The sequence below is a fragment of the Pedobacter sp. MC2016-24 genome, from assembly GCF_015223055.1.
In the GTDB taxonomy this organism is placed as follows: Bacteria; Bacteroidota; Bacteroidia; order Sphingobacteriales; family Sphingobacteriaceae; genus Pedobacter.
The window spans coordinates 47662-64762 of the sequence record NZ_JADFBX010000022.1; the positions used below are offsets into that span (position 1 = coordinate 47662).

Genomic DNA, 17101 nt, shown 5'->3' on the forward strand with positions numbered 1-17101 from the left:
AAGGGAAACTTATTTGATCAAAAATCACCGGATTTGAACAACTGTGATTCGATTTAAGCCATAAAAAACAGCGTTCTTTCTTCCGTCGAGACCACGACTTCTGCCAGTAGTTTACATAACTGCTGGCTTTTTGCTTTGGTAAATCAAAATGATACCTTATATTTAACAATGAAGAAAATGCTTCTTTATGTATCATGTCTCCTCGCAAGCATTCTTGTTTCGTGTATGTCATTTGAAGAGGAAAAGCTTATGGCGAAGGATTTCGAATATTTGAATCGACAAGTTACGCCTAATGGAAGGTTCTATATTTATGATTACTCAATTTGGGGGGCTATGGCGTGGAGTTTGGAAACAAGGGGAACAGTCTTATTAAGAAAGGCTGAACCTTTCCATCCAAATGCTGGTGAACAAATAGATGGTTCAGTAGCCAAATGGATATCTGAGGATTCTTTGCTTGTTTATCGTTATAAGAAAGGAGCGGTAGCTCGAGATACGCTTCCTTTAGATGTATCGTACAAGAAATATAGTGGACTAATCATCAGAACGGAAACATATGCTCCAGGTGGAGGTGGTGCGGGATACTTGAGTTGCGATTCTGTAGAGTTTGGTAAGTTTTACATCAGGCTACATGGTGTAAATCAACCTGAAAAAATCGTTACTTATCCCTTAGGACCAATTTCTGTAACAACCGTAGGTGGCCTAGTCGAAAAAATTCATGTCAAATTATTCTCAAAATACAATGAGCATGTTCCAAATCCACTTACGACTGGATTGGAATCTAGTAATTACACCTATACATTAACTAATCCGATGGATGCTAGGCTTTTTGACCGGCCAGGGATATATATAGATGTAAAATCTGATCTTTTCAAGTAAATCAGTATTGATTTTTTGTGACACAAGGGGTAAATAAAAGGTGCCTTATTTGATCAAACGTGACTAAATATGACATGTTTTGATACCAAATTATCCACAAAAACACTGTTTTTTCTATCTTCGGGACCACAAATTGGAAAGCTTTTAGATTTTTTGACTAAAGGCTTTTGCTTTGCATGCCAAGACAGTCAGGTATAAAGCCGTTGTTAACTCTTAACAGGATACCATGGTTGTTCTAATCAGCTCTCGCAAAGTTTATCCATTGCAATGTTTTAAGTGCTTCTTTTAGCGATTCTTTATGTTGACGAGATACTGGTAATTTCGTTAAATCATTCATTAGTAACGTACCCCCATCTTCTTTTAGTAGACTTTTTACATATTGAATATTAGCAAGATGAGATTGATGTGTACGCACGAAGCCATGAGGTTGCAAAAGCTCGGCAAATTCTTTCAGCGTTTTACAAACTAAAATCTGATCTCCCGTTACTGTATAGAAAGTGGTATAACTATCTGATGCTTGGCATCGAATTAGCTCATCTACCCGCACATAGCGGGTCTCTTTAAAGGTTGGTAAAGCTATTTTAGGGGGATCTTTATGGCCAAGCTTTACATATTCAATCAAATTGTCTAGTTTATAGTCTCGCTCTTTAGCCAATAATCTTTTCTTGGTCTTTTCAATGGCAATTTTAAGTTCGTCAATGTTTACTGGTTTAAGCAGGTAGTCCAGTGCTGAAAACTTTATGGCTTGTACGCCATATTGATCATAAGCGGTAATAAATATGACTTCGAACTCCGGATTGTTGAAAGCTTTTAATACATCGAAGCCAGATTTCTTAGGCATTTGAACATCCAGAAAAACCACCTTTGGTTTGAATTTTTGAATGGCTGTTATGCCATCATCAGCACTCAGCGCCGTAGCAACTACATTGATTTCACCACAATGTGCCTGCAAAATCGAAATCAAATTTTGTATGTTATTTGGCTCGTCATCTATGATTACACAGGTTATTTCCATGATACTAAATTACATTATCAAAGCCAATTTTTTAATCTCACTTGTATGGTTATACCAGATGTGGTACTGTTTACATTTAATTCGATTTTTTGTTCGTTGTAAATCTCATTAAGTAGTCTGATTCTTTCACGGCTTAGTTTTAATCCAACACCACTTGACTCGGCTGTAGCAGTTTCGTCAAAACCTTGACCATTGTCACTTATGCTTAACAATAAATCGCTTGCTTCTTTGTCTATACCTACTTTAATTTCTCCCCCTGTTTTCATTGCACTAACACCATGTTTTGCCGCATTTTCAACAAAAGGCTGTAAAAGCATGCTTGGGATCTGCATATTGGCCAAGTTGATTTCTGGATTAAAGTTAATGGAATAGTCAAATCCGAACCGCAGCTTTTCCATCTCCAAATAATTGGTTAAGAGTTCAACTTCATCTTCAAGGCTAATTAATTCTTGCCCTGTTGCTTTAAGCACCTGTCGGGTTAACTGTGCAAATTTTGTAAGGTAATGATTTGCTCCTTTGTTATCGTTTTGATTGACCAGGTTTTGAATAGACGTAAGTGCATTAAACATAAAGTGTGGATTGAGCTGCGCACGTAAGCCGTTTAATTGTAAATTTGCCATTTTTTTTTGCTGTCCTATCTTTCTCAATTTTCTCCTATTGTATACGTAATAGATAGAGAAGAGTAAAATCAATAAAAGGACATAAGGTATAAGCTGTTTCAAACTATAAGCTGCTAGCGCTGTTTTTGTTTGCGTCACCTCAAAAGAGAACTTTGTTGAGTGTTTTGGATCACGAGTTCCTGTGGGATAAATAATTATTTCTTTCTTGCCTGGGTAAAGATATTGATTTGTCATAGAAAATATATCGTGTGTTTCTTTATAGGCAATCATACTTGTATCTTTAAGTCCATCCTCGCGTGTGGTAACCAAACAGATATCAAAAGGAACTACGGTGTTATTTTTAAAAGAAAGATTGATTTGAGCTACCGAATCTAAAGGAAACCGAAAATCTAATGGAAGCCCTGTCTTTTGGTCAAATTTATTTGCATACCCACGATTGGACTCAGCCACTTTTAAGTTCAAAAACGTTGATGGTTTACTTCTCAGGTTAAATAGTATGTCATTAATTTCTGGCTTATTGGCTGTCCCCCAGGTAATGATCATTCCGTCCCCTAAATTATAGTTCTTGATGTTCTTCACCTCTATCATCAGCTGCTTCCTTCTCTCCTTAAATTCACCGAAAAATGCATAGGGCTCTTTTGCACCATGTTTTTGCTGGAGTTGCGGGATTTTCCAATCGCTAATCAGGATACTATCATTTTCTACTATCCTATAACGGTAATCCTTAACATTCTCAGCATTTATCCCCATGGCGAGCAGTTCAATATCAGTATCATCTGGAACCAAACGGCCAGAATATTTTTTTGAAAGTGTAGCTATCCTATATGACGGAAAATCAGTGGTATCAGACTTGTATCGTATTCCAAGCAACAAGGGTTCTTTAGGGGTGAAGTGAGCCGAATGGTCACCAGGATGGGCTTTTATCCATGCTTCCAAATTTGGCGGGTTATTCATTTCCTTGTCCAGAATATCAAAAATACGGGTATTCATCACACCTTGGGTAACCTCTGTTGTAATTTTGGTAACGGGGTTATAGCTATATCCATCGAAGTAGATATAAGCCCTCATTTTATTCATGGTACTGGTGTGGTAAGGACCGTTACTAGTGTTTTTTTGAGCAAATCCAGCATGCGCAGTTGAAAGGAACAATAAAAGATTAAATAGATTTTTTTTCATTTCATTATAAAGTTAATTAATAACTAAAAGTCCTTACAATAGCCGTCAGTATCAACCGCTATCAAGTATCTGGTACGAATGATCTAGAATTAAACATAAAAAATGTTTTTTACCTATGGGCTAAGCGATCTACTGTTAAGATGTGTAGATGTTTATCTATTTCGTTATCAGTCTGTTGTGGGAGGAATCAATAATTCTTTACTATAGTTTAAAGTATTTCATTTTAAACTGCTCAACTCCAGTGATAGCCACATTTAATTTAGCAAAATTAATTACGCTTATCGTGATTACATTGGTTTATGAGCTATATTTACCTTATACAGACTTTATATGAAATCAGATCTTGAGGAACTAATTGAGAGTGTAATAGCTCTCTTTGTTTATATTTCAAATCTTTAATTATATCTAGTGGCAGTTTAGCATTTCCAATATATTATTAACAATCTGATTATGTGATGTCTTGAGAGGCCGTCCATTTGTTTTTACAGGGTATAACCGGTAACTTTATACATGTTTGAATTACAAGATTTATTATTTACCCCACCAAAAAGTAAGATGGGTAAAATCCTACACAAATTATTTTTAATTTCATTATTACTAGGTGGGATAAGTTGGGTTTTATGGCAATTAGTCTTGATCATGCAAAGGCCGGTCTAACAATATGGATAGATACATCGACTTGATTCTGACTATAGGCATAACGCTTGGCTTAATAATATGGCTTACCATAATGAGTAAGCTTAAATCAAAATATGGTTTGAATTTTAAAAGAGTTTATTGTCCTGTTTGTGGCACTAAGCAGCCTATAATAAGGGTTCCCAAAAATCAAATTCAGATATTGTATGGCGGTAATACATGTCCCAAATGTCAGATAGAGCTTGATAAATATGGTAATGTTATCTCATAAATGAGGATACAAATTATAAGTGACCTACATCAAGAGTTTGGAATTTCAGATCTAAACTTTAAAAATGCTGACCTTGTCATTTTAGCTGGTGATACCAATCTTGGGACAAAAGGGGTTGAATGGATTAAAAAAAATATTCCAAACATACCCGTAATTTATATTGTTGGTAATCATGAATACTACAAAGGTTCATATCCAAAGACACTCCATAAGATCATCGAGGCATCAAGGGGCTCAAATGTAACAGTTCTTGAAAATAACAGAATGGAGTTCGAAGGGATAAGGTTTCATGGCACGACCTTATGGACTGACTTTTCATTGTTTGGAAATCCAGTTGAATATGGGATTGTCTGCCAAGCTAAAATGAATGACTACAAACAAATTCGCCGTCATCCTTCCTATTCTAAATTGAGAACTATAGACACTTATAAGATTCATCAGTTTTCAAAAATGTGGTTGGAAGAAAGTCTGCAAGAATCTAAAGAATATAAGAATGTAGTTATTACACATCACGCACCGAGTATAAAATCAGTTCCTGAATTATACAAAAATGATCCGGTAACTTCAGCATATGCGTCTAATCTTGAGGATTTGATTTCGAAATATAATCCGCTGTATTGGATACATGGGCATATTCATACTCCAACAAGATATAAGCTAGGTCAAACAGAAGTTATATGTAATCCACACGGCTATCTTAACGAAAAATATAATGGTTATAATAGAGAGCTAATAATCGAAATATAAAAATCATGTATTAAAAAAAGGAACTTGTGGAAAATCTTGAAAAGTTATAAGGGGTAAAGAAAGGGGTAGCTCAGTTTGATCAAACCTGACTAAATACGACTCATTTTGACATCAATTGACCAAAAAGATCACTGTTTTTTCTCTATCGTCGGGACTGACCTCCCCCGAAAAACCAGACTGCTGAAAAGTCGAAAAAATCACTAAAGGCTTTTCTTTATTTTAGGGTTATTATAAATTGAGTTTCTAAACAATAACTTTATTGTGTTCAAAAACGTCACCTTTTTAAGTTAAAGAATTAGAAGGAGTAATCACATACCATGAAATGGATAAACCATCGAAGGAATGAATGTGGATGATACGGTTAGGGTTTATTATGCGAATTGAAGTTATACTGCCCTTCACTCATAGAAGTTCAATATGTAAAATCACCCGAGACCATAACCATTTTCCGCTTTTAACTGACTTTTATATAAAGATGCTTTTAAACGATATATCTTTGTGTTTCAGTAAAAGCAGATTTTATAGTTTATCAATGGAAAAACTAGTCCAGTTTCTGAATACCTACCGATCGATCTCAGATGCCGAGGCTGAAATTATCATGTCCCATTTTGAGCTTAAGTATTTTAAAGAGGCAGCCTATCTTTTTACTGGTGGGAATGTATGTAATAGCCTTTATTTTGTAGTTAACGGCATTTTGAGAATATGCGCAATTAATGACAAAGGCCTCGATATCACACATTATTTTATCAAAGAACCCCAGTTCTGTACAATGCTGGATAGTTTTAATAACGGTAATATTGCCCAAGGCAGCATACAGGCCTCCTCATCAGTAGAAGTCCTGGAAATCAGCAGGAAAAATCTTCGGAAACTTTGTCTGAGCCTGCCATTCATGGCTGATTTGATGGACCAGATCAACCAGCAGAGACTCCTGGAAAAAATCAGGCTGAAGAATATTTATTCCGGCGAGGATTCAACCAGCAGATACAAGCTTTTTCTCAGGGAACAACCAGATATCGTTCATCGTGTTCCCTTGAATCATGTAGCATCCTATTTGAATGTTACCCCTCAATCCCTTAGCAGAATCCGGAGAAATGTTAAATAATGACGATCCGCTTTTAGCTTTGACGATTTTTTTTCTAAAAGATTTTACTTTTTACCATATGGTAAAAACAAACTGAAGTGATATTTGGAACTTTGTTGGAAAAACAGATTATCATGCCAAACATAAAAAAATCTTTAGGAGGTAAAAGAGTGATTCTAATGGGCGCAAGTTCTGGAATCGGGTTTGCTACTGCAAAAGCGGCAGCTGAACAAGGTGCAAATGTAGTTATCGTATCAAGTAATCAACAAAGAATCGATAAAGCACTTACTGAATTACCGAAAGGCAGCGAAGGTTATGCTGTTGACCTCAGTAAAGAAGAAAACATCAAGGACTTCTTTAGTAAAATCGGCAAGTTCGATCACCTGGTATTTACTGCCGGAGAAAATCTCACTTTAAATAACATCAGCGAAACCAATATCGATCAGGCTCGTGATTTCTTCACCCTGCGCTTCTGGGCTCCTTTTGCTGCTATTAAGTATGGCGCCTCATCAATTAATAATGGCGGGTCAATATCGCTAACCAGCGGTACCGCAAGTGCACGTCCGGGAGCAGGCTGGTCTGTAGCATCAGCAATTTGCGGTGCGACGGAAGGCTTTGTTCGGGCTATGGCTGTTGAGCTTGCGCCTGTCAGGGTGAATTGTGTGGTTCCAGGTGTCATTAAAACTCCGCTTTGGGACAGCATGCTGGAAAGCGATCGCGAGGGACTTTACCAATATACCAGTAACTCCTTATTGGCAAAAAGGGTTGGTGAAGCTGGAGATGTTGCCGAAGGTTTCATATATCTTATGAAGCAAAAACATGGTACAGGCCAAAGTTTAGTTATTGATGGAGGTACGCTTTTAGTTTAGATCGAACAATGATTTACTAAAAAGACAGAAAAGGTATTAAGATAAAAAGTCTGAAATCCCTTCGGGAACACTATGGTCTACGTTAGCCGGTCATATCCGATCATCAAATTTTTATGAAGAAGTAAAAATACCAGCAAAGTTAAATGCTGACCTTAAAATTTTGAATACTAGTCCTGTTAAACTTGGAGGAGTGGATTAAACTATTGGCTTTTTTGCTTCTAAGGTGTATTCGTTGGCCTCGTAAGAGAAAAGTGAACTTTTAGCTTTAAACAAAAAATACATAATATTAGCAATAATCATTTCAGTAGTAACATGGGTAGATACATCAACCTGCTTCTTATCGTAGGCATAATGCTTAGCTTCATCGTATGGCTAATCATAATGACTAAGCGTAAATCAAAATATGGATTGAACTTTAAAAGCGTTTATTGCCCTGTCTGCGATACTAAGCAACCTATGATCAGAGTATCCAAAAATCAAAATAAGATGTTGTTTGGGGGAAATAAATGTTCTAAATGTCAAGCAAAACTTGATAAGTATGGTAATGTCATCTCTTAAAAATGAGAACAATATGTTATTCCTCCAGTAATTGACTAGCTTTAATTTGAAGCACTTCTGCTATATCAAAAATTATGGAAACATTAGGGTTTACAATACCTCTTTCCATTCTTCCAATTTGACTGTAATCAACATCTAGCTTATTTGCCAATTCTTGAATAGTCAAGTGTTGTTCTTTTCGATACTTCTTGATATTGCTTGCTAAGATCGAAATGCCTCTTTCATTACGTCTATGTTTTCCATCCTTAAGCATGGCGCAAGAAAGGGATAAATTGTATTTTGATATAGGGATTAAAATCCCTATTATTGTGTTGCATATAATAATATTTCATTATGGAAAAATTAACGATTATAGTCGTAATGGCTATGCTTTGTCTAAATTTTAATGTACTAGCGCAAAAGAAAGATTGTAATATTCAGTTGGTGAGCAATTGCAAATGGGGATTTAGTGGATTTAAAACTGGGTTTGCCTCTTACTCTAAGATAACACCTTCAAGGTTTGCACAATGGCGTAGGTTAGTCGTATATAATAAAACATTACCTGAAATGTTCTCTATAGCATTAAGAGCATTAGATTGTGATATTTTAATAGCTGTTAAAGATCCTGAAAAGCTTACAACGAAATACTGTTATGAATTGAATACACCACCAGAATTAGTTGACGACATATTTGTAATCATGCATAAGCATTTAAATTATCAATACCCGGATTATGTAGCTTCTATAGAATACAAGAACGGCAAAAACTATTTAGTTATTTCAGATAAAGAGGACGGTATATTATTACAAACTCCTAAAAACACAACTTACTAAATTACCAAAAAACAGTAGGCCACTAGTGTACCGGAAATCAATATTGATCCTATTGAAAATCCTGTACTGATTTTAAACATAGAAGTATAAACTTCAATGATATGTTCACCCACGTCTTTTTTCGGCCTGCTCAGGCTGACTAAAAAATACACCGGGAGAAATAGCCTACATATTCCTGAATAAACTGTTAAGCCTGATCAAACGACCTCTATGAAGGGGTTACTATGGCAGCAATCCGAACTTTTGATCAGGGGTTCTACCTCATCGTTATGATCAATTTGATTGGTTTACGCAATCGATTAAGTAAATAAATACAATGGATATTATCATTTTAAATCTTTAAAATCAGATTTTAGATAAATGAAAACAGTTATAGTTCGCATATTTTTTTTCCTGTTTATAGGCTTGCCTTTAGTTAGTCATAGTCAGAAAAGTGAGCTGATCAAGTATGTACAACCTTTGTCGGGAACGGCAGCAAGTACTACCATTTCGGCCCTCAAACATGGTGAAGACGGGTCTGAGAAATTTGCAAATACCATTCCCGCAGTCGGCTTGCCTTTCGGTATGACACAGTGGACACCACAAACCAGAACTACCGAAGTGAAATGCCTGCCTCCTTATTTTTACGGTGATAGTTTGCTCAGTGGGTTCAGGGCAACCCATTGGATCAGCGGTTCTTGTACTCAGGATTACGGAAGTTTTACTTTCATGCCGATTACTGGTAAATTGCAAACTAAAGCTTCAGCCTATGCTACCCGTTTTTCTCATCAGGATGAGGTCAGTACGCCTGCTTACTATAGCCTTAAGCTTCCCGAATACAACCTGCAGACTGAGGTTACAGCTACTTTACGCGGAGCCATGTTGCGTTTTACAGCTAAAAAAGCAGATAGCGTCTATTTGCTCATTACTTCCAACAGCGATGAACAGCAGGGCTTTATTAAAGTTGACAAGAACCGGGCTGAGGTATATGGTTACAATACGGTACATCGGATTTACCAGGGATCAGGTAAGCCAGCCGGCTTTAGTGGCTACTTTGTCATGAAGATAGAAAAGATGTCCGCATATACAGGCACTTTTAGCGGGGGAAATATCTTTTCGACAGATAGCATCGTCAATCAGAAAGATATCGGAGCCTATCTTGGTTTTAAACTTCAAAAAGGCGAACAGTTACGTATTAAGATAGGTACATCATTTTCAAGCATCGATGGAGCAAGGAAAAACCTGGAAGCGGAAATTGAGGATTGGGATTTCGATAGTCTTGCCGAAAAAAATAAACAGGTATGGGAGCAAGCATTGGGTCAGACCAATGTACAGACCTCAAGTGAAAAGGACAAAAGAATATTTTATACTGCACTTTACCATGTCATGCAGCACCCAAGGTTATACAATGATATTGACGGTACCTATCCACGCTTTGCCGCCAACTATCAGCTAAATAAACTTGACAGGGGAAACTATTATGATGATTTCTCTATGTGGGACATTTACAGGGCGCATTTACCCTTGATGCAGATTTTGCAACCCCGACTGGTAAACGATTGGGTGCAGTCAATGGTATTAAAAGGTACACAAGGGGGCTGGCTTCCTATTTTCCCATGCTGGAACAGCTATACCTCAGCCATGATTGGCGATCATGGAACGGCCTTTATAGCTTCAGCGTATAACAAAGGCATAAGAGATTATGATGTAGCTGAAGCTTATCGGCTGATGCGGCAAAATGCTTTTAATGTCGCCGGTGAGGCCGATTATAAAAATGGTATGGGACGAAGAGCCCTGAGTTCTTACTTAAAATACGGGTATATCCCGATGCAGGATGGTGTGCAAGATGCATTCCATAAAAAAGAACAGGTTAGCCGCACTTTAGAGTATGCCTATGATGACTATGCTTTAGCTGAAGTTGCTAAGGGATTAGGCAATACAGTCGACTATAATGAGCTGATGAAGCGCGCGAAGAATTATATCAATGTTTTTGATCCTGGTGTAAAGATGATGCGGGGTAAAAATGAAGATGGCACCTGGTATCAGCCCTTTAAAGCAGATTCCAGGGAGCCTTATATTACAGAAGGCACGCCTAGGCAATACACTTTTTACGTACCACAGGATGTACCCGGACTTGCGAATTTGATGGGCGGACGCCTGCAGCTTGAAAAAGCCCTGGATACGCTGTTTGCTAAAAAAGAATACTGGCATGGTAATGAACCCGGACACCAGATTCCCTTTATGTACAACTATACATCCTCACCCTGGAAAACATCAAACCATGTTCATCAGATTTTAAGTGAAGAGTATAGTGACGGGCCCGGAGGCTTAAGCGGCAATGACGACGCAGGGCAGATGTCGGCCTGGTATGTTTTTGCCGCAATGGGCTTTTATCCCTTAAATCCTGTCTCTGATGCCTATTTATTATCTGTTCCGCTATTTGATAACACTAAGATAGAGTTAGCAGATCATCGGGTGTTTGAAATCGTTAAACATCAGAAAAGCGAAAAGGCTTCATTTATCAAGTACTTGATGCTGAATGGTAAATTGCATTCAAAAACCTTTATCAGGTATGCTGATATCATTAAGGGTGGAACATTAGAGTTCTTCATGGATGAACAGCCTTCGCAATGGGGTAAAGCAGCTAAAGATCAGCCGGAAGGGTTAAATTAAATACTCCCCATATCACTTGGCATTGTCATGCTGGTTGTGATCCTTAAAAAACCATTTTTAACACGATAAAGTTGCTCATGACTGTTGAACAGGTTTAGCTCGAATTTTGCTTCAATTGTGTAAATATTATCTTTGATCTTTTCAACTTTGGTAAGTTCAAAATTGGAATTCTTCTGTATGTCCTTAGTTAGGCCTGATCGTTTTAAAATGGAAAATCCGGGAATACCGGTACTTAAACTTTCTAAGATACCAGTGCCTGTAAAATCAATAAAAACACCCTCTGTTGTGTTTTCCTTGTCTAAGTCGACAGCAAAAGATTGATTGCCAACTTTGAAGATCTCCAGGTGGTTTTTGGGGGCGTACAGTTGTAATCCACGCTGTAGTTCACTGTCTTTATATTTCTTTGTAAATGAAATTTTGAAATTATCCCCTATACGCTTGGATTCAAGAGCATAAGATACCGAATACAAAGTCGAGTCCTTTTCGCCGTACCAATAATAATTGGCGGTCTGATAAGCCAGTTTACCATCATTAATTATCGTTGTTGAGGGTTTGATATTGATTGCCCGGTTGCTAATGGCATTGCTGGAGGTATAATCAAATACATACTTTTGATCATTGATGCTGAAGGATATGCTGTCTTTGTAAGAAATTCTTTCAGGAATCTGGGAAATGTTTTCGCTACTGATTTTCTTACAGGAAACAACGAAAATAATGGCTAAAGCCATTAGTGAGAAGCGTGTTTTCATATGGGCTAAAGTAAGAATAAATTGTTAATATATTCTTATCTAGTGAGTTAAAGTTGTTTGTTTAAGCTATGTTGTCTGTTGTTCAACAATCCACATCGTGTCTACGAAGTACTTGTTTCCGTCAAAAAAGTGCTTTTGAATTTTAAAACCTGTCTTTTCTGCTAGTTTTTCTATCTCTTTAAGCGCATATTTTTGTGAAATCTCCATAAAAATATACTCGTTTTTAGAAAAATGTACGGTTGCATATGGCCCGACGTGAACCTCCTGATCTGTTAAACTAATCAAATAGCTCTTACAAGCTCCAGATTGTGGATCATAACTGGCATAATGCTCAAAATTCTTCAGATTGAAATCGCCATTTAGCTCTTTGTTGATGCGTGCAAGCAGGTTTATATTGAAGTCGCTCGTGATGCCTGCAGGATCATCATAAGCGGCGAGGATTTGCTTGGGATTTTTCTTTAAATCAAAGCCTATAATCAACATGTCACCCGCAGAAAGCGTGCTTTTGAGTTCGGCACAAAAGGCTTCAGCCTCCTCAATACTCATATTCCCAATATTTGCCCCCATGAACAACAATACTTTTCTGCGACCTGATTCAGTAGCTGTTCTTTTTAGCATTTCGAAATAATCACCATGAAGGCCGGTTATTTTTAAGTTGGGGATTTGCGTTGGTAAACGCTGTTCCAGGTCTGCGATAACATGAGCCGAAATGTCAATAGGGAAATAGGTGAAATCAAGTTTCCTGTTGGTCAGCTCTTTTAACAGATGAATGGACTTTGTCGCATCTCCGGCACCCAGTTCAATCAAATCAAACTCCGTGTTCGCTAAGGCAATTTGATCTGCAATGGAACCAGATTGAGTGGCGAGAATTTCCATCTCGGCGTTGGTCAGATAATAGCTTTCCATTTCCATAATCTGCTGAAAGATATAATCTCCCTGCTCATCATAAAAATATTTAGCCTGCATAAACTTAGGTTCAGCCTGTAGTCCTTCCAAAATGTCGCTAAGAAATTGCTCCTTCAAGGAGCTTGATCTTTCAATTGTTGTATTCATAAATTTAATGTTACCTGGCAAGCCGTATTCCGGTAAACTGCCATCTTAAATGTGGGTGAAAAAAGTTACGGTAGGAGATGCGGCTGTGATTGGGCGATGTGACTACTGAAGCTCCACGTAGCACTTTCTGATTTACCATAAACTTGCCGTTGTATTCGCCAATTGCTCCGGGAGCCTTGTTGAACCCAGGATAAGGAAGGTAAGCACTTTCAGTCCATTCCCAGCGTGTTCCCCACTCTAAAGTCCTGGCCGCAACCTCCCACTCAAATTCTGTTGGCAATCTCATGCCCTTCCAACAAGCGTAAGCATAAGCCTCATAAAAACTTACATGTGCTAAAGGTTCGTTTAAGTTTAGCGGATTCAAGCCTTCATAGGTATAGTTTAACCAGTTACCATCTACGTTGTGCCAATACATTGGGGCCTTGATCTGATTGTCATTTACCCAGTCCCAACCTTCGGCATGCCAATAGTTAAAATTAGTATAGCCCCCATCATTGATGAAAAGAAGATATTCTGCATTGCTAACCAGGTTAGAACTTATTGAAAAGGGCTGTAAGTATACCTGATGTCTGCTGAGCTCATTGTCAAAGCAGAATCCATCACCGGCATAGCCGATTTCATAAATTCCTGAATCAAAGGATAGCATGTTGTTGCCCTTTGATTCAGCTCCTGAAAACCGGGTTAAAAATTTACCGTAAGCCGGAAAAAGGGGATTATTTCCCAATATGTATTTAATATCTGTCAGCAGTAGTTCCTGGTGCTGTTGTTCGTGATTCAGGCCAAGTATAAATAATGCACTAACCTCTTCAGAAATTGGGCTGGTCAAAAAGTGCAGCATCGCTTGATCCACGTATGCGCGGTACTGGTATACTTCGCTAACACTTGGGCGACTGAGATTGCCCCGGTCTGTGCGGATTACCCGGTTTCCAACGGTTTCATAATAACTATTAAATACATAATTGTAATTGGGGTTATAAACGCTGTATCCCGAAAAAAACGGTTGTAGTATGAAAGTCTCAAAAAACCAGGTTGTATGTCCCAAATGCCACTTTGGAGGGCTAACATCAATTATGGGCTGCACCACATAATCTTCGGTTTCGAGCGGTTCACAAATGTGCTCAGAATGTTTTCTGATCTGTTGATATTGTTCAGCCAGCGTCATCAGGTAAGTCTAATTAATCATTAAGTTTTGTAGACTAATTAACACCTGATGCTTTTGATTGTTTCATCAGGCATCAATTAACATAAAAAGATTATTTAGTGATTCTGAATACAATGGATGTGCAAATACAAAGTAACGAACCTGGTCGAATGTGATTCCGCCAGCCATTGCCATTTCAAGAACCGACATGATTTCTCCGCCTTCAGAAGCCAAAATGCAGGCACCTAATATCTTTTTGCTATCCGGATCCACTATCGCTTTCATAAATCCGGCCGTTTGTCCGGTTTCAATTCCACGTGCTACCTGAGTCATCGGGATTTTAGCAACCTGATAATTTATTCCCCTGGCTTTTGCCTCGTCTTCCGATAAACCAACGCGTCCCAATTGCGGATCGGTAAACATACAGTACGGAACCATTCTGTCTGTAATGCGCAAATTGGCTTTGTGGATCAAATTTCTATACACTATCGTGTAGTCATTGTAAGCGATGTGTGTAAAAGCAGGGCCACCTTTTACGTCGCCCAGCGCATAAATGCCGGGAATATTGGTTTCAAGTTGGTCGTCAACCAAAATATACCCATGCTGGTCTGTTTTTATACCCGCTTGCTCCAGGTTAAGAAATTCGGTTTGCGGTATACGGCCCGCCGCAACGAGTACATGACTGGCTTTAATTTTTTTTACTTTCCCCTTTGACGTCAGGCTCAACGTAATTTTACCATCTTTTTGAGCGCTTACCTGGTCAATGGTGATGCTTTTTAGGATTTTAATGCCTTCATTGGTTAAAATCTCGTCCAGGGCTATAGACACATCTTTGTCCTCACGACTCATGATTCTGGCTGACTTTTCTAAAATACTTACTTTACTGCCGAAACGAGCAAACATCTGACCGAATTCCAAACCAATGTAATTGCCACCAATGATAACGAGGTGTTCAGGAACTTCTTCTAAATCCAGGATGCTGGTCGAGTTGAGGTAATTGATATCCTGTAACCCTGGAATATCCGGAATAGCTGTTTTAGCTCCAGTATCAATAAAAATCCAATCGGCAGTAAAGCGTTCGCTTACGCCATCAAACAGCAAAACTTCAAGCTTTTTTTTACCAGAAAATTTCGCTTCCCCGAAAATGAGGTCTAGCTTTGCGATGGATGCTATTCCTTTCTGAGCTGAAGATCTAAAGCGATCCACAATTTCATCTTTACGTTTCTTTACCTTTTTAAAATCCAGGGTAATATCCTCAATATTGACGCCAAGATCAGCAGCTTTTCTGGCTTGATGCATGGCATGTGCGGAAGCCAGCATAGCCTTTGTAGGTGTACATCCGTCATTAATACAAGTCCCACCGACCATTCTTTTTTCGATGATTGCTGTTTTCTTTCCTGCCTCTGCCAGTTTTTTTGCCAGGGGAGTTCCGGCCTGTCCCGCTCCAATAATTATCGCGTCATAATGTTTCATTGTCCTTGTTTTAATCGCGCTGTATTTTGACAGCTGGTGTTTAACTACAACCCGAAAACAAAACAAAGGTTTTAGAAAGCAACAAAGCCCGGGCATAATAGTCCGGGCTTCTTGTTTCCAAAGAAAAAAAATTAAAGTGTGGCCATATCAATTACAAAGCGATAACGTACATCGCCCTTTAACATGCGTTCATAGGCTGCGGTAATGTCTTTAATATCGATGACCTCAACGTCAGAAACAATGTCATTTTCCGCACAGAAGTCCAGCATCTCCTGAGTTTCAGCAATGCCTCCAATGCCTGAGCCCGCTACACTTTTACGTCCGCCCAATAAGGAGAACGGCTGTATAGCATAAGCCTCTGAAGGAACACCAACACAAATGTGTGTACCATTTGTTTTCAGTAAAGAGATATACAAATCCATATCATGAACTGCCGATACGGTATCCAGAATAAAATCAAATGATCCTTTTACAGCTTCCAGTTGTGCTGCGTCAGAAGTCACCACAAAGTGATGTGCGCCTAATTCACGTGCCGCTTCTGCTTTAGCAGGCGAAGTGCTCAATACTGTGACTTCTGCGCCAAAAGCCACCCCAAATTTAACGCCCATATGGCCTAAACCACCTAAACCCAATACTGCAAGTTTATGCCCTTTGCCAACTTTCCAATGACGTAATGGCGAGTAAGTGGTTATGCCTGCACATAATAATGGTGCGGTAGCTGCCAGAGATAATTTCTCTGAAATGTGAAGTACAAACTCCTCACGCACCACAATGGTATTTGAGTAACCGCCATAAGTGGGTACACCAGATCTATCCGCATTGTTATACGTTTGTGTATTCCCTTCCAGGCAATATTGTTCTAAACCTTCTTTGCAATTCTCACAAACCTGGCAAGAATCAACCATACAACCAACACCCGCAAGTTCACCTAAACTAAACTTTTTGACATGATCGCCTACTTTTACAATCCGGCCCACAATTTCGTGGCCGGGAACCATAGGGAACAAGCCTGGAAACCAGTCGTTCTTAATTTGGTGTAAATCAGAGTGGCATACACCACAGTATAATATCTCGATTCGCACATCATGGGCACCAACCTCGCGGCGCTCAAATTCCCAGGACTCAAGGTCGGTCTCTGGAGTCTGTGCAGCATATCCTTTTGCTTGTATCATCGTTAAAATCGTTTTGTTTTTTGTCAAACAAAGGTATAACCTAAGTTTTCAATTGCAATTAAACCATTCAAATCAATACTTATAAATTTCAAACAATCAAATGAATACTGGTTTAAGGCTAAAATGCGGACTGATAACATGATATTTTATAGGTAGGACAACTGCTTCTTTGAAGTTGATTTGGTATTTAGGTATAAGC

Annotated in this window: 14 protein-coding genes; 6 read left to right on the forward strand and 8 right to left on the reverse strand. The window is 38.5% G+C overall.

The genetic code is table 11. The features are described 5' to 3' along the window. The first annotated feature begins 225 nt into the window (after positions 1-225). On the forward strand, positions 226-876 hold the full coding sequence (locus tag IM797_RS26885) for a hypothetical protein (protein ID WP_194130321.1): 651 nt from the start codon (positions 226-228) through the stop codon (positions 874-876). Between the two features lie 235 nt (positions 877-1111). Here IM797_RS26885 and IM797_RS26890 read toward each other — a convergent pair whose 3' ends face one another. Next, on the reverse strand, positions 1112-1891 hold the full coding sequence (locus tag IM797_RS26890; RefSeq protein ID WP_194130322.1) for a LytTR family DNA-binding domain-containing protein: 780 nt from the start codon (positions 1889-1891) through the stop codon (positions 1112-1114). Between the two features lie 17 nt (positions 1892-1908). After that, positions 1909-3687 carry a sensor histidine kinase gene (locus IM797_RS26895; RefSeq protein WP_194130323.1) on the reverse strand — a complete coding sequence of 593 codons (1779 nt, stop codon included), beginning with the start codon at positions 3685-3687 and terminating at the stop codon, positions 1909-1911. A 907-nt stretch (positions 3688-4594) separates the two neighbouring features. Between IM797_RS26895 and IM797_RS26900 the strand changes: the two genes are divergently transcribed. From IM797_RS26900 to IM797_RS26910, 3 genes are all read left to right on the forward strand, one after another. Continuing rightward, a complete protein-coding gene (locus IM797_RS26900; RefSeq protein WP_194130325.1) occupies positions 4595-5341 on the forward strand; it encodes a metallophosphoesterase in 747 nt (248 codons plus the stop codon). A 532-nt stretch (positions 5342-5873) separates the two neighbouring features. Further along, positions 5874-6443 carry a Crp/Fnr family transcriptional regulator gene (locus tag IM797_RS26905; RefSeq protein WP_194130326.1) on the forward strand — a complete coding sequence of 190 codons (570 nt, stop codon included), beginning with the start codon at positions 5874-5876 and terminating at the stop codon, positions 6441-6443. Between the two features lie 113 nt (positions 6444-6556). Further along, on the forward strand, positions 6557-7291 hold the full coding sequence (locus tag IM797_RS26910; RefSeq protein ID WP_194130327.1) for an SDR family oxidoreductase: 735 nt from the start codon (positions 6557-6559) through the stop codon (positions 7289-7291). A gap of 574 nt (positions 7292-7865) precedes the next feature. Here IM797_RS26910 and IM797_RS26915 read toward each other — a convergent pair. Next, a complete protein-coding gene (locus IM797_RS26915; RefSeq protein WP_194130328.1) occupies positions 7866-8102 on the reverse strand; it encodes a helix-turn-helix domain-containing protein in 237 nt (78 codons plus the stop codon). 80 nt (positions 8103-8182) lie between these two features. Between IM797_RS26915 and IM797_RS26920 the strand changes: the two genes are divergently transcribed. Together IM797_RS26920 and IM797_RS26925 are read left to right on the forward strand one after the other, a co-directional pair. Continuing rightward, positions 8183-8662: a hypothetical protein gene (locus IM797_RS26920; protein ID WP_194130329.1), complete on the forward strand. Its 480-nt coding sequence runs from the start codon at positions 8183-8185 to the stop codon at positions 8660-8662. A 360-nt stretch (positions 8663-9022) separates the two neighbouring features. After that, positions 9023-11314, forward strand: coding sequence for a GH92 family glycosyl hydrolase (locus tag IM797_RS26925; RefSeq protein WP_194130330.1), 2292 nt, complete (start codon positions 9023-9025; stop codon positions 11312-11314). Here IM797_RS26925 and IM797_RS26930 read toward each other — a convergent pair. The 5 genes from IM797_RS26930 to IM797_RS26950 form a co-directional block, all read right to left on the reverse strand. Next, positions 11311-12063, reverse strand: a complete 753-nt coding sequence (locus tag IM797_RS26930; protein WP_194130331.1) for a hypothetical protein — start codon at positions 12061-12063, stop codon at positions 11311-11313. The genes IM797_RS26925 and IM797_RS26930 overlap by 4 nt on opposite strands. A gap of 66 nt (positions 12064-12129) precedes the next feature. Next, positions 12130-13116 (reverse strand): L-histidine N(alpha)-methyltransferase, encoded by a 987-nt coding sequence (locus IM797_RS26935; RefSeq protein WP_194130332.1) that lies wholly within the window; start codon positions 13114-13116, stop codon positions 12130-12132. Between the two features lie 10 nt (positions 13117-13126). Continuing rightward, on the reverse strand, positions 13127-14278 hold the full coding sequence (gene egtB, locus IM797_RS26940; protein ID WP_194130333.1) for an ergothioneine biosynthesis protein EgtB: 1152 nt from the start codon (positions 14276-14278) through the stop codon (positions 13127-13129). Positions 14279-14344: 66 nt separating this feature from the next. Continuing rightward, the gene (locus IM797_RS26945; RefSeq protein ID WP_194130334.1) at positions 14345-15730 is read right to left on the reverse strand and encodes a mercuric reductase; all 1386 of its coding nucleotides are present in this window, start codon (positions 15728-15730) and stop codon (positions 14345-14347) included. Between the two features lie 131 nt (positions 15731-15861). After that, entirely contained in the window at positions 15862-16902 is a 1041-nt protein-coding gene (locus IM797_RS26950) for an NAD(P)-dependent alcohol dehydrogenase (RefSeq protein ID WP_194130335.1), read from the reverse strand. Positions 16903-17101 lie beyond the last annotated feature (199 nt).

Bases quoted from the DNA above. Each gene is read 5' to 3' on its own strand.
- IM797_RS26885 (WP_194130321.1), top strand. From the start codon at position 226: ATGTCATTTGAAGAGGAAAAGCTTATGGCGAAGGATTTCGAATATTTG.
- IM797_RS26890 (WP_194130322.1), bottom strand. From the start codon at position 1,891: ATGGAAATAACCTGTGTAATCATAGATGACGAGCCAAATAACATACAA.
- IM797_RS26895 (WP_194130323.1), bottom strand. From the start codon at position 3,687: ATGAAAAAAAATCTATTTAATCTTTTATTGTTCCTTTCAACTGCGCAT.
- IM797_RS26900 (WP_194130325.1), top strand. From the start codon at position 4,595: ATGAGGATACAAATTATAAGTGACCTACATCAAGAGTTTGGAATTTCA.
- IM797_RS26905 (WP_194130326.1), top strand. From the start codon at position 5,874: ATGGAAAAACTAGTCCAGTTTCTGAATACCTACCGATCGATCTCAGAT.
- IM797_RS26910 (WP_194130327.1), top strand. From the start codon at position 6,557: ATGCCAAACATAAAAAAATCTTTAGGAGGTAAAAGAGTGATTCTAATG.
- IM797_RS26915 (WP_194130328.1), bottom strand. From the start codon at position 8,102: ATGCTTAAGGATGGAAAACATAGACGTAATGAAAGAGGCATTTCGATC.
- IM797_RS26920 (WP_194130329.1), top strand. From the start codon at position 8,183: ATGGAAAAATTAACGATTATAGTCGTAATGGCTATGCTTTGTCTAAAT.
- IM797_RS26925 (WP_194130330.1), top strand. From the start codon at position 9,023: ATGAAAACAGTTATAGTTCGCATATTTTTTTTCCTGTTTATAGGCTTG.
- IM797_RS26930 (WP_194130331.1), bottom strand. From the start codon at position 12,063: ATGAAAACACGCTTCTCACTAATGGCTTTAGCCATTATTTTCGTTGTT.
- IM797_RS26935 (WP_194130332.1), bottom strand. From the start codon at position 13,116: ATGAATACAACAATTGAAAGATCAAGCTCCTTGAAGGAGCAATTTCTT.
- egtB (WP_194130333.1), bottom strand. From the start codon at position 14,278: ATGACGCTGGCTGAACAATATCAACAGATCAGAAAACATTCTGAGCAC.
- IM797_RS26945 (WP_194130334.1), bottom strand. From the start codon at position 15,730: ATGAAACATTATGACGCGATAATTATTGGAGCGGGACAGGCCGGAACT.
- IM797_RS26950 (WP_194130335.1), bottom strand. From the start codon at position 16,902: ATGATACAAGCAAAAGGATATGCTGCACAGACTCCAGAGACCGACCTT.